The organism is Streptomyces indicus (genome assembly GCF_900100315.1).
In the GTDB taxonomy this organism is placed as follows: Bacteria; Actinomycetota; Actinomycetes; order Streptomycetales; family Streptomycetaceae; genus Streptomyces; species Streptomyces indicus.
This window is the reverse complement of record NZ_FNFF01000007.1, coordinates 118,462-130,508: the sequence shown is the minus strand read 5'-3', so window position 1 is coordinate 130,508 and position 12,047 is coordinate 118,462. Positions and strand designations below refer to the sequence as shown.

The 12,047-nt window shown below is 70.9% G+C and carries 12 protein-coding genes; 5 read left to right on the top strand and 7 right to left on the bottom strand.

The genetic code is table 11. The annotated features are described in order from the left end of the window. Positions 1-8: 8 nt before the first annotated feature. From BLT97_RS37900 to BLT97_RS19005, 3 genes are all read right to left on the bottom strand, one after another. On the bottom strand, positions 9-257 hold the full coding sequence (locus tag BLT97_RS37900; protein ID WP_342742749.1) for a hypothetical protein: 249 nt from the start codon (positions 255-257) through the stop codon (positions 9-11). After that, positions 244-741, bottom strand: coding sequence for a sigma factor-like helix-turn-helix DNA-binding protein (locus BLT97_RS37895; protein ID WP_176953824.1), 498 nt, complete (start codon positions 739-741; stop codon positions 244-246). Before BLT97_RS37895 ends, BLT97_RS37900 begins: the two co-directional genes overlap by 14 nt. Positions 742-972: 231 nt before the next feature. Beyond that, positions 973-1,506: a MarR family winged helix-turn-helix transcriptional regulator gene (locus BLT97_RS19005; protein WP_093611778.1), complete on the bottom strand. Its 534-nt coding sequence runs from the start codon at positions 1,504-1,506 to the stop codon at positions 973-975. 171 nt (positions 1,507-1,677) lie between these two features. Between BLT97_RS19005 and ilvA the strand changes: the two genes are divergently transcribed. The 3 genes from ilvA (at position 1,678) to BLT97_RS18990 (ending at position 4,985) form a co-directional block, all read left to right on the top strand. After that, positions 1,678-2,925: a threonine ammonia-lyase gene (ilvA, locus tag BLT97_RS19000; protein WP_093611776.1), complete on the top strand. Its 1,248-nt coding sequence runs from the start codon at positions 1,678-1,680 to the stop codon at positions 2,923-2,925. Between the two features lie 177 nt (positions 2,926-3,102). Then, positions 3,103-4,128 carry an ATP-binding cassette domain-containing protein gene (locus tag BLT97_RS18995; RefSeq protein ID WP_093611774.1) on the top strand — a complete coding sequence of 342 codons (1,026 nt, stop codon included), beginning with the start codon at positions 3,103-3,105 and terminating at the stop codon, positions 4,126-4,128. Continuing rightward, complete coding sequence (locus BLT97_RS18990) at positions 4,125-4,985, top strand: ABC transporter permease (protein WP_093611772.1); 861 nt, start codon at positions 4,125-4,127, stop codon at positions 4,983-4,985. The genes BLT97_RS18995 and BLT97_RS18990 overlap by 4 nt, the downstream gene beginning before the upstream one ends. Positions 4,986-5,064: 79 nt before the next feature. Here BLT97_RS18990 and BLT97_RS18985 read toward each other — a convergent pair whose 3' ends face one another. Further along, entirely contained in the window at positions 5,065-5,328 is a 264-nt protein-coding gene (locus tag BLT97_RS18985; protein ID WP_425442728.1) for a hypothetical protein, read from the bottom strand. Continuing rightward, complete coding sequence (mca, locus tag BLT97_RS18980) at positions 5,321-6,202, bottom strand: mycothiol conjugate amidase Mca (RefSeq protein WP_093611768.1); 882 nt, start codon at positions 6,200-6,202, stop codon at positions 5,321-5,323. Before mca ends, BLT97_RS18985 begins: the two co-directional genes overlap by 8 nt. Positions 6,203-6,308: 106 nt before the next feature. Between mca and BLT97_RS18975 the strand changes: the two genes are divergently transcribed. Both BLT97_RS18975 and greA read left to right on the top strand, forming a co-directional pair. Next, the gene (locus BLT97_RS18975; protein WP_093611766.1) at positions 6,309-6,713 is read left to right on the top strand and encodes a DUF4307 domain-containing protein; all 405 of its coding nucleotides are present in this window, start codon (positions 6,309-6,311) and stop codon (positions 6,711-6,713) included. Positions 6,714-6,902: 189 nt separating this feature from the next. After that, entirely contained in the window at positions 6,903-7,400 is a 498-nt protein-coding gene (gene greA / locus BLT97_RS18970; protein WP_093611764.1) for a transcription elongation factor GreA, read from the top strand. Positions 7,401-7,481: 81 nt separating this feature from the next. Here the strand turns inward: greA and BLT97_RS18965 are convergent, their stop codons facing one another. Next, the gene (locus BLT97_RS18965; RefSeq protein ID WP_176953823.1) at positions 7,482-10,685 is read right to left on the bottom strand and encodes a tetratricopeptide repeat protein; all 3,204 of its coding nucleotides are present in this window, start codon (positions 10,683-10,685) and stop codon (positions 7,482-7,484) included. Between the two features lie 238 nt (positions 10,686-10,923). Next, positions 10,924-12,006, bottom strand: a complete 1,083-nt coding sequence (locus BLT97_RS18960) for a L,D-transpeptidase family protein (RefSeq protein WP_093611760.1) — start codon at positions 12,004-12,006, stop codon at positions 10,924-10,926. Positions 12,007-12,047: the final 41 nt, after the last annotated feature.

Sequence of the window (12,047 nt, the reverse complement as noted above, 5' to 3'; positions counted from 1 at the left end):
ACGCGAACTCACCACCCGTGCAACGGCGGTGTCACCTCCGAGGGCGGCGGCGCGAACGGGTCCGCCACCGCCGCCCACACCACGAACGCCAGGAACCCGGCCAGCGCCAGCCACCACACGAGCCGCCGCGCGAGCACCCGCCGCCGCAGCAGCCGGGTGCCGCGCCGCACCACGTCGTCGAGGAGGTCGGCCGGTACCTGCGGCGCGGCGCCCGCGCCGAGCAGCCGGCGGACCTCGTTCTCCTTACGGTCGGACACGGGCAACTCCCCGTAGAGTCTCGGCACTTGTGAGCCGCAGCGCGTCGGACCGCCCGGCCAGGACGATCGACATCGCGCGGAAGCACAGGGTGCGCACGCGCTCCATCGGCAGCCCGAGCAGCGCCGCGGTCTGCTCCTCGGCCACCCCTTCGTGCACACGCAGCACGAGGACCAGGCGCTCCTGCGGCGAGAGCGGGCCGAGGACGCCGCCGCGGTCCTCGCGCAGCCGCCAGCTCATCATCAGGAAGCGGTAGGCGAGTTGCTGGCGCGCGAAGGTGTACGGGTCCTCGCCGTGCAGCCGGTTCCAGGCGGCGTACGTGCGCGCGAGCGCGGCGGACAGCAGCCGCCTCGCGCGCGGATTGTCCTCGGCCGGTTCGGCGGTCAGCAGGGTCGCGGCATGCAGAAGACGTCCGGCCGCGCCCGCGACGAACGACTCGAACTCCCGGGTCCGACGGACGACTTGATACGCCTGCCGCTCTCGCACCGCACCTCCCGGGACCCACGGGCCGGGGTCCGGGTCGTGTACGAAGGGTCCCGGTCTCATTACCGAGCCAGAGCGGCCCGCAGGTCAAGAGTCCGGACAGAGCCGGCAGGTCAGGAGCCGGGGCATCGCCAGCCGGTCAAGGGCCGGGACCTCGCCGGCCGCGCAAGGGTCGTGGCCTCGCCCGCCGGTCAGGGTTCGGGGCAGCGCGCGCGGGTGGGCGGCGCCCGCAGCTCACGACGCGGGCGGAGTCTCCTCGGCGGCCGGACCCTGTCCCATACGCGCCGACAGCGCATCGTTGAAGCGCGTCAGGAGCGTGCAGAAGTCCTCGCGCTCCTTCGGCGCCCAGTCCTCGGTCAGCTGCGCCATCAGCGCCCGCCGTGAGGCCCGTACCTCCTCCAGGCGCGACTGACCGCGCGGCGAGAGCGCGAGCACCACCGCGCGCCCGTCCTCGGGGTGCGAGGTGCGCTTGACCATCCCCGATTCCACCAGCGGCGCCACCTGGCGCGTGACGGTCGAGGAGTCGATCCCCATGGCCGCGGCGAGCGCCTTCACGCCCATCGGGCCTTCGTTGTCCAGGCGGTTGAGCAGCAGATACGCGGCACGGTCCATGGAGTTGCGCAGCTGGCCGACCCCGCCGAGCCGGGTCTGCTCGGCACGGCGGGCGAACACCGCCACCTCGTGCTGGAGGTGGTCGAGAAGGACGCTCTTCTCGCCGCCGTTCCCGCCGCGGGGCGTTTCGGTCGTCATGTCCGGAGTTGTGGGCATGGCCGGGGCTCACTTCACGCTGGAGGCCGACCGACGGGTGGTCGGTCCTGGTCGGTGGATTGGGGGACAGGGTACGCGGCCCCGGCTCTTGTCGTACCGGCGCTGCGCAAACCGATGGCGGTCCGTTCCCCGCCCAGGCCACGAGTGCCCCGAGCTGGAAGACTCGATGTCATGAACTACCGCACGGCTGACTCCTTGCACCCGTCCCACCCACGGCATCCGGTCACGCTCGACGACGTGCGGGGAGCGCAGAAGATGCTCATCGGCGTCTCGCGGGTCACCGCCATGGAGGGCAGCCGCCACCTGTCCGAACTGGTCGGCTCCCCGGTCCACTTCAAATGCGAGAACCTCCAGCGCACCGGTTCCTTCAAGCTGCGCGGCGCGTACGTGCGCATCGCCGGCCTGATCGCCGAGGAGCGCGCGGCCGGCGTGGTCGCGGCCAGCGCCGGCAACCACGCGCAGGGCGTGGCCCTCGCCTCCTCGCTGCTCGGGGTGCGCTCCACCGTCTTCATGCCCAAGGGCGCCCCGCTGCCGAAGGTCGCGGCGACGCGTGACTACGGCGCCGAAGTACGCCTGCACGGACAGGTGGTGGACGAGACCCTGGCCGCGGCGCAGGACTACGCACGCGCGACGGGGGCTGTGTTCATCCACCCCTTCGACCACGCCGACATCATCGCCGGGCAGGGCACCGTCGGCCTGGAGATCCTCGAGCAGTGCCCCGAGGTGCGCACGATCCTCGTCGGGATCGGCGGCGGCGGGCTTGCGGCGGGGATCGCGGTCGCGGTCAAGGCGCTGCGGCCCGACGTGCGCGTGATCGGTGTGCAGGCGGCGGGCGCGGCCGCGTACCCGCCCTCGCTCGCGCTCGGCCACCCGGTGGCCCTGGAGAGTCCGTCCACGATGGCGGACGGCATCAAGGTCGGCCGCCCCGGCGACGTCCCGTTCAAAATCGTTGGCGATCTCGTGGACGAAGTCCGTACGGTCTCCGAGGACGCGCTCTCGAGCGCGCTCCTGCTGTGCCTGGAACGCGCGAAACTGGTCGTCGAACCGGCCGGCGCGGCCCCGGTCGCGGCGCTCCTGAGCGCGCCGGAGCAGTTCACGGGCCCGGTGGTCGCGGTCCTGTCGGGCGGCAACGTCGACCCGCTGCTGATGCAGCGGATCCTGCGCCACGGCATGGCGGCGGCGGGCCGGTACCTGTCGCTGCGGCTGCGCCTCGCGGACCGCCCCGGCGCCCTGGCCTCGCTGCTCGCGGCGTTGTCAGTGCTGGATGCCAATGTGGTCGACGTGAGTCACGTACGGACCGACCCGCGGCTCGGGCTCACGGAGGTGGAGGTGGAGCTGCACCTGGAGACCAAGGGGCCGCAGCACTGCACCGAGGTGGCGGCGTCGCTGCGCGACGCGGGCTACACGGTGATGGCCTGAGGGTGGCGACAGCCCGGGCCTGCCCGTGGGTTCGCGGGTTCGCGTAAGAGGGATGCGGATACGCGATGTATCGCGATACGGTGTGACGGCTGGCACAAGCGCTGGTCCGCGCGCGCAAAAAGACGGGCAAATCTAAGCTTTCCGTAGCTGAATCACCCAAACCCTGGGAGAACCCACATGCCAGGCGCCATCTACGCCGAAGGCCTGGTGAAGCACTTCGGCGATGTAAAGGCTCTGGACGGCGTCGATCTCGATGTCCCCGAAGGCACCGTGCTCGGACTTCTCGGTCCCAACGGTGCGGGCAAGACCACCACGGTCCGCTGCCTCACCACCCTGCTCACCCCGGACAGCGGCAAGGCCGTCGTCGCGGGCATCGATGTCGTCAAGCACCCCAACGAGGTGCGCCGCTCCATCGGCCTGTCCGGCCAATTCGCCGCCGTCGACGAGTATTTGACGGGCCGTGAGAACCTGCAGATGGTCGGCCAGCTCTATCAGATGAGCAAGCGCGACGCGAAGGCGCGCGCGGCCGAACTGCTCGAGCAGTTCAACCTCGCCGACGCCGCGGACCGCCCCTCCAAGACGTACTCCGGAGGCATGCGCCGCCGCCTCGACCTGGCCGCCGCGCTGGTGGTCTCGCCGCCGGTGATGTTCATGGACGAGCCGACCACCGGCCTCGACCCGACCAACCGCCAGGCGCTGTGGGAGGTCATCAAGAAGCTCGTCGACGGCGGTACGACGCTGCTCCTGACCACGCAGTACCTGGAAGAGGCCGACCACCTCGCCCACGACATCTGCGTGGTCGACCACGGCCGCGTCATCGCCCGCGGCACCTCCGACCAGCTCAAGGCCCAGACCGGCGGCGAGCGCGTCGAGGTGGTCGTGCACGAGCGCGAGCACATCGCCACCGCTCAGGAGGTCCTGCGCGGCTTCGCCAAGACGGCGACCGGCCACACGGTCGACGACCACACCCGCAAGCTGACCGTCCCCGTCACCGGCGGCGCCAAGCTCCTCGCGGAGGTCATCCGCGAACTCGACGCGCGCGGCATCGAGATCGACGACATCGGCCTGCGCCGCCCCACCCTCGACGACGTCTTCATCTCGCTCACCGGCCACAAGGCCGAGGAGGCCGAGGAGGACACGGAGGGCGAGGACCCGAAGGCCGCCAAGGCCGCGAAGAAGGCCAAGAAGGAGGCCGGGCAGTGAGTGCCGTAACCGACACGGTCAAGCCTCAGGTAGCCGGAAGCGGCATCAGCGGGTCCGTCAGGGACTCGCTCGTCGTGGCCAAGCGGAACCTCATCCGCATGACCCGGATCCCGGAGATGATCCTGTTCGGGATCATCCAGCCGGTCATGTTCGTGGTGCTGTTCACGTACGTCTTCGGCGGCTCGATCGCGATCCCGGGTGCCGGTGTCAGCGCTGACGCCTACAAGGAATTCCTGATGGCGGGCATCTTCGCGCAGACCGTCACCTTCGCCACGGCGGGTGCGGGCGCGGGTATCGCCGACGACATGCACAAGGGCCTCATCGACCGCTTCCGCTCGCTGCCCATGGCGCGTGGCGCCGTCCTGACCGGCCGCACCCTGGCCGACTCGGTGCAGACCGCGATCACCCTCGCGGTCCTCGCCGTCGTCGCGCTCCTGGTCGGCTGGCGCACGCACACGAACATCGGCGAGGTGCTGGCCGGCTTCGGCCTGCTCCTGCTCCTCGGCTACGCGTTCACCTGGATCGGAGCCTTGATCGGTCTGTCGGTCCGCACCCCGGAGGCCGCGACCTCCGGCGGTCTGATCTGGCTCTTCCCGCTGACCTTCATCTCGAACGCCTTCGTGCCCGTCAACGGCATGCCGGCGTTCCTCCAGCACGTCGCCGAATGGAATCCGTTCAGCGCCACCGTGGCCGCGGCGCGCGAGCTCTTCGGCAACACGATCCCGGGCGTCCCGAAGTCCGTCACGGGCGCCTGGCCGATGGAGCACCCGATCTGGGCCTCCCTGATCTGGTCGATCCTGATCATCGTGGTCTTCCGCACGCTCGCGGTCCGCAAGTACCGCAACGCCTCGGCCTGATCGAACGCAGCGAAGCCCCCGGCCCGGACAAACCTCATCCGGACCGGGGGCTTCGCCGTACCCCGGAAAACCGACCGGGCTAAGCCTTCGGCGCCTCACCCTGCCGGGCGGTACCCGCCCCGGCTGTGCCCTTCGGCGCCGTCTCGTCCTGCGCCTTCTCCTCCGGAGCCTCCTCGAAGGAGACCCGGCCCATGTGGCGGTTCATCGACTTCATCAGGAACCAGACGCCCACCGCGAGGGCCGCGAAGACGAGGAAGCCCAGGACACCCGGGGTGACCTTGTCCTCGTCCAGCTCCTTCGCGAGCAGGACCGCCTGTGCCAGATTCGCGCTCATGTCAGGCATTGTCGCGTACGCCCGCGAAGAGGTCGGACTCGGGGAGGGAAACGTCGACGAGCGACTTCGCCAGCTCGTACTCCTCCGTCGGCCAGACCTCCTTCTGGATCTCCATCGGCACGCGGAACCAGCCGCCGTCGGGGTCGATCTGCGTGGCGTGCGCGATCAGGGCCTTGTCGCGGGTCTCGAAGAAGTCCGCGCACGGCACGTGCGTGGTCAGCGTGCGCTCGGCCCGCTCGAACTCCTCCCAGCGCTTCAGCCAGTCCCCGTACGGCGACTCCATGCCGCGCGCCAGGAGCGCCTCGTGCAGCGCGACCGTGCGCGGCTTGTTGAAGCCCTGGTTGTAGTAGACCTTCAGCGGCTGGAAGGCCGGCCCGTACTCGGACTCCGGGTACTTCTCCGCGTCCGCCGCACCATCGAACGCCACCATCGTGATCTTGTGGGTCATGATGTGGTCGGGGTGCGGGTAGCCGCCGTTCTCGTCGTACGTGGTGATCACCTGCGGGCGGAACGCACGGATCTTGCGCACCAGCTCACCGGCGGCCTTGTCCACGTCCTCGAGCGCGAAGCAGCCCTCCGGCAGCGGCGGCAGCGGGTCGCCCTCGGGCAGCCCCGAGTCCACGAAGCCCAGCCACTCCTGCTTGACGCCGAGGATCTCGCGGGCCGCGTCCATCTCCTTGCGGCGCACCTCGTGGATGTTCTCCTCGATGTACTTGTCACCCTGCAGCTTCGGGTTGAGGATCGAGCCGCGCTCACCGCCCGTGCAGGTCACGACAAGGACGTCCACCCCCTCGGACACGTACTTGGCCATGGTGGCCGCGCCCTTGCTCGACTCGTCGTCGGGGTGGGCGTGCACGGCCATCAGTCGCAGTTGCTCAGTCAAGGCGGGTCCTCGGTCATCAGTCGCTTTCGGCAGCTCTTATAGTGACGGAAACCCGGCCGGGATAATTCCCCCGGCCCCCGCACCAGCCCTTGCCGAGAGGACGATCATGAGCGCGGCATCGCGGACGCTCCCCGAGTCCCGTTACGGGGCGTCGTCGGACGAGCGGGCCGATCGTCGGCTCAAGGTGATCGGGGCGGTGCTCGGGGTGCTGCTGCTCGGGATCGTCGGCTGGTTCGGTTACGACTACATCTCCGGCAAGAACGCCTTCAGCGGTGAGCTGATCGCTTCCAAGGTGGTGTCCGCGGACGAGGTCGAGGTGCGGCTCGACATCCGGAAGGACGCCGGGACGGCGGGGGTGTGCACCGTGCGCGCGCTGGCCGAGAGCGGTGCCGAGGTGGGCCGTAAGGACTTCGCGTTCGAGCAGCGGGCCGAGCAGGTCACCAAGGTGTTCTCGCTGCGGACGACCGAGAAGGCCACGGCCGCCGAGCTGGTCGGCTGCCACCAGCGCTGACCCGCGAGGGCCGGCAGCAGGACCAGCAGCAGGGCCGCGCGGCGCTGACCTCGTACGACGTAGATCTCGCCGTTACGTCCTCCCCCTTTTCCGCCTGAATTGTTAGGCTCGTGGTTTCGCCCACCCAAGAAGGAACATTCTTCGGGGTAGGGCGATGCTTTGTATTCCCAGTACCTACGAGGAGCACCTGTGACCCAGACCAGCGACAACGTCACCTGGCTGACCCAGGAGGCGTACAACCAGCTCAAGGCCGAGCTGGAGTACCTGTCTGGTCCCGCACGCACCGAGATCGCCGCGAAGATCGCCGCTGCGCGCGAGGAGGGCGACCTGCGGGAGAACGGCGGGTACCACGCGGCCAAGGAGGAGCAGGGCAAGCAGGAGCTCCGGGTGCGCCAGCTGACCCAGCTTCTCGAGAACGCCAAGGTCGGCGAGGCGCCGGCCGACGACGGCGTCGTGGAGCCGGGCATGGTCGTCACGATCGCCTTCGACGGCGACGAGGACGACACCATGACGTTCCTGCTCGCCTCGCGTGAGTACGCCTCCGCGGACATCGACACCTACTCGCCGCAGTCCCCGCTCGGCATGGGGGTCAATGGCAAGAAGAAGGGCGAGGACGCGGAGTACGAGCTGCCGAACGGCAAGAAGGCCTCGGTGAAGATCCTCGATGCCAAGCCGTACAGCGGCTGAGTTCCGTATCAGGACAGGGCGGAGCCCCGGCCGGTCGGCCGGGGCTCCGTCGTGTCCGGGGTCCCTGTCGTCTGCGGGGGTTCAGACTCCGGCCGGGCTGACTCCCATGACCTCGCGTGCGTGCCGTCCGGGGACCATGCCGAGGCGCCAGGCCTGCCAGCCCGCTTCCAGGTCGATCTCGCGCTCCAGCATGAGGGCGTACGTGGCCAGGTACTCGCCGAGTTTGCCGTCGCGGGTCGGGTGGTCGGCCGCGGTGAGCTGGAGGAGTTCTTCGTGGGCCACGGCGGCGCCCACTTCGGAGCCGCCGGGGGAGGCGTAGGGGAGCAGGGTGCAGCGCAGGAAGCGGGCCCAGTCCTCGCCGCGGCGGTCCCCGTACGAGGCGAAGAGCGCGGCGGCGGTGTCGCAGAGGTCGAGGGCCTGGGCCGAGCGGTTGTTGCCGGCGTCGACGACGGCGAGCTCCAGGCAGGTCCAGGCCTCGCCGTGGGCGACGCCGATGCGGTGGAAGTCGGCGCGGGCGTCGGCGAGGAGCTGGCGGGCGAAGCCGGAGTTGCGGAGCGATCCGGTGCGGGCGGCGCCCTGGTCGCGGGTGACGCGGCCGGAGTGGTGGCGGGCGCAGGCGAGTCCGTAGACGTCCCGCATGCGCGAGAACATCGTGCGGGCGCGCTCCAACTCCCGTACGGCCTGGTCGAGGTCGCCGCGTTCCTCCAGGGCCTGGCCGAGGTAGTAGAGGGTCCAGGCCTGGCCGCGGGCGTCCTCGTTGTCGCGGTGGCGTGAGACCGCTTGGCGCAGGCCGTCCACGGCGGGGGAGATGTCCCCCTCGACGAGTCGGGCCCGGGCGAGCTGGGTGAGGGCCCAGGCCTCGCCGCGCGGGTCGCGGGTGCGTCCGTACAGGTCGAGTGCGGTGGTCAGTTCGGCTTCCGCGCGCGGGACGTCGCCCATGCGCAGGCACACCTGGCCGAGCTGGAAGTGGGCCCAGGCCTGTCCGTGCACGGACTCGCTCGCCTGGTGCAGGACGAGGGCCTGGTCGAGGAGGCGGAGGGCTTCGGCGATCTGGGCGCGGTCGCGTTCGACGGCGGCGAGGGCGTGCAGGGTCCAGGCGCGGTCGGCGTCGAGTGAGGGGGAGGCCTGGAGGTCGAGGGCCTCGCGCAACTTGGCGGCGGCTTCGGCGAGTTGGCCCTGGTGGTGCAGGGTGATGCCGAGGGAGCACAGGGCGCGGGCGGCGCCGGCCTCGTGGTGGGCCTCGAAGTAGAGGTCGACGACGGAGGCGAGGGTGGTGCGGGCCTTGTCGAGTTCGCCGAGCTGGCGGGCGGCGATGCCCGTACGCCATTGCACCGAGCGGCCGAGCAGGCCCTGGTCGACCGCGGCGGTCAACTCGCTGATCTCGCCGAGCCGGTAGAGGTCGCCGCGCAGCAGGCAGTAGTCGCACAGGGCGCCGAGCAGGTTGAGTACGGCCTGCTGGTCCACGCCCTCCGCGTGCCGCAGCGCGGCCGTGATGAAGGAGGACTCGTCGTCGAGCCAGCGCAGGGCCGCGTCGAGGGAGGTGAAGCCGTGCGGTCCGAACTGGCCTGCGCGCGTGGAGGTCTTGCCGTCGACGAGGCGGATCACCGAGTCGGCGAGTTCGGCGTAGTTGGCGATGAGGCGTTCCTGCGCGGCGGTGCGCTCGGCGGGTTCCTCCTCGTCGAGGAGGCGGGCCTGGGCGAAGGCCCGTACGAGGTCGTGCAGCCGGTAGCGGCTGCCGCGGACGTGGTCGATGAGGCCGGCGCGGGCGAGCGCGGTGAGGTGGCGGGCGGCTTCGGGTTCGTCGGTGGCGAGCAGGGCGGCGGCGGCCGCGGCGCCGAGGGAGGCGCGGCCCGCGAGCGCGAGCCGGCGAAGGAGGCGGCGGCCGGGCTCGCTCTGGTCGGTGTAGCGCAGCCACAGGACGCGTTCGACGGCGTCGACCGGCCCGTACGCCTCCAGGTCGCGGGCGAGTTGGAGCGGGGTGCGGGGGCCGAGGGCGGATCCGGCGATGCGGAGCGAGAGCGGGAGTCCGCCGCACAACGCGTGGATGCTGTCGGCCGCTTGGGCGTCGTACGGTCCGCTCGCGTCCTCGGCGGAGGCCTTGAGGAGCTCCTCCGCGCCGGCCGCGTCGAGCGGTTCGACCGGGAGCTGGTGCACCCAGGCGGGTGTGTCCGCGCCCAGGTCGAGGGGCTTGCGCGCGGTGACGAGGACGAGGGAGTCGGAGCGCTCGGGGATGAGGGTGCGCACCTGCTCCGGGTCGCTCGCGTCGTCGAGGACGACGGTGACGGGCAGTCCGGTCAGGTGCTGGTGGTAGAGCTCGCTGAGGCGGCGCAACTGCTGGTCGGGCGAGGACCGTTCACGGAAGAGGAGCTGTTCGCGGGGTGCGCCGAGGCGGTTGAGCAGGTGCAGGAGCGCGTCGCGGGTGGTGCGCGGCGGCTCCGTGGTGCTGTCCCCGCGCAGGTCCACCACGCACGCGCCGCGGAACTGGTCGCGCAGGTCGTGCGCCGCGTGCACCGCGAGCGTGGAGCGTCCCGAGCCGGGTGCCCCGTACAGGACCACGACGGTCGGCTTGGTCTCGGTGGAGGCGCGGGCGGCGTGCACCCACTGGGCGATCCGGCCGAGCTCCTGCCGGCGGCCCGCGAACGGCCCGTCGGGCTCGGGGAGTTGGGCGAAGGAGCTCTCCAGGACGCTGCGCCGGCGCGCGGCCTGGCTCTTGTCGCGCGGCAGAAGCGTCGAGGCGGCCTTCTTCTTCGCGCCGGTGCCGGGGCGCCCGGCCACCACGCGCTGCTGGTCGATGTACGGACGGATGCCCCGTACCTCCAGAGCGGTCAGCCACTGGAGCCTCAACTGCTCGGGTCCACCGGGCTGGTTGCGTGCCCCGGCCGCCTGGTGCGCGGCCGGCCAGTGCGCGGCGGTGATCTTCCCCACGGTGGCGGCGGCCCCGACCACGGCCACGACGGCTCCGGCCCCGAGCGCGGTGCTCGCCCCGGTCCCGAACGCGAGGTCCGCCACGGCGGCGGCGACGGCGGCCACCACGGTCACGAAGAGGGGGGTGGCGCCCTCCTTGCCGAACCGGTCGCCGAAGGACTGCGCCCCGGCCTCGGAGTCGTCGAGGGCCTGCACATACGCGGCGTACTCCTCCGCGGCGCTCGCGGCCATCTGGTCGAGCGCGCCGCGTGCCCGGCTCAGGAGCACGTTCCCGTCGGTCCGGCCGCCGGAGCGGCGCACCTCCTCCTCCACCGCGCGCGCCAGCAGCCGCTCGGCCTCGGCCCGATGGCCGTCCCGCATCTCGCGCCCCCTCGCTCCCGGTACAGCTACTCCCGGTACTGCTCTGGCCGTACCCAAGTGTCCTGCGGATGAAGCGGGTTCGCGAGGGGCACACGGGATACGCGGACGGCCTGCGGCAGCTTGGGCGAAATGCGCGGGCCTGCCTCCGGACAAGGCGAAGGCCCGGTCCTCCGTACGAACGGAGAACCGGGCCTCGACGGGCCGCTCACCGAGGGCTCACGCCGCACTCACCCGCGGCTCACCAGTGGATGACGACCTTGTCGCCTTCCTTCACCTGGCTGTCGAAGAGCCACTTGATGCCGTTGTAGTCCCGCACGTTGACACAGCCGTACGAGCCGCCGGTGTAGCCGTTCTGCGCGAAGTTCTCGGAGTAGTGGACCGCCTGGCCGCCGTCGAAGAACATCGCGAAGGGCATCGGGGAGTCGTAGATCGTCGACACGTGGTCGCGGCTCTTCCAGTACACGGAGAACACGCCCTCGCGCGTCTCGTACCCCTTCGCGCCGAAGCGCACGTCGAGCAGCTTGTAGACCTTGCCGTCGATCATCCAGGCCATCTTGTTGGACGTCTTGGAGATGCACAGCACGCGGCCGGTCATGCAGCGGTCGTCGAGGTCGGCCTTGGAGCCGTCCACCTCGGGCAGGTCCACCGGCGGCTTCAGCTCGTCCTGGGTGGGCTGCCGGGTCTGGGAGGTCAGCTTCTCCCAGGTGTCCTCGTACACCGTGCCGGTCGCCTCGATGCCCACGGACTGCTGGTACGCCTTGACCGAGGCCTGCGTGGCGTCGCCGTAGTAGCCGGTCGGCTTCTCCTTGAAGTGGCCGAGCTGCTTCAGGCGGGCCTGCAGCTCGCGCACCTGGTCGCTGTTGTCGCCGTGTCCGAGGATCTGCTTCTTCGGGTGCAGCTCGTCCTGCGTGGGCGTCTTGGTCAGGGACTTGAGCTTCTCCCAGGTCGACGCGTAGACGACCCCGGTGACCTTCAGCTTCTGGGCGCTCTGGAACTCGGTGACCGCACCCTCGGTGGCCGGCCCGTAGTTCCCGTTCGGCACCGCCTTGAGGTGCTTGGCCTGGACGAGGCGGGCCTGGAGCTCGCGCACCTCGTCGGAGTTGTCCCCGGGCTTGAAGACGATCTGCTCGGCCTTCTCCGACGGCTTCTCGGAGGGCTTCTCGCTCTCGGTGGGCTCGGCGGGGGCGGAGGTCGGCGCCGCGGTGTTCCCTGCGGGAGCCGCCTGGTCGCTGCCGCCGCCGTCCGAGCCGCAGCCGGTCAGCGTGAGAACGGCCACCGCGAGAGTCGCGGCAAGGGTGGTGCGTATTCGCCTGCTGTGCACTCAGGGGCTCCCGGGCAATGGGGTCGATGAGGGGTCGGAGT

Coding starts and splice junctions, on each gene's coding strand:
- BLT97_RS19005 (WP_093611778.1), bottom strand. CDS start 1,506: ATGCCCACAACTCCGGACATGACGACCGAAACGCCCCGCGGCGGGAAC.
- ilvA (WP_093611776.1), top strand. CDS start 1,678: ATGAACTACCGCACGGCTGACTCCTTGCACCCGTCCCACCCACGGCAT.
- BLT97_RS18995 (WP_093611774.1), top strand. CDS start 3,103: ATGCCAGGCGCCATCTACGCCGAAGGCCTGGTGAAGCACTTCGGCGAT.
- BLT97_RS18985 (WP_425442728.1), bottom strand. CDS start 5,328: ATGCCTGACATGAGCGCGAATCTGGCACAGGCGGTCCTGCTCGCGAAG.
- BLT97_RS18975 (WP_093611766.1), top strand. CDS start 6,309: ATGAGCGCGGCATCGCGGACGCTCCCCGAGTCCCGTTACGGGGCGTCG.
- BLT97_RS18965 (WP_176953823.1), bottom strand. CDS start 10,685: ATGCGGGACGGCCATCGGGCCGAGGCCGAGCGGCTGCTGGCGCGCGCG.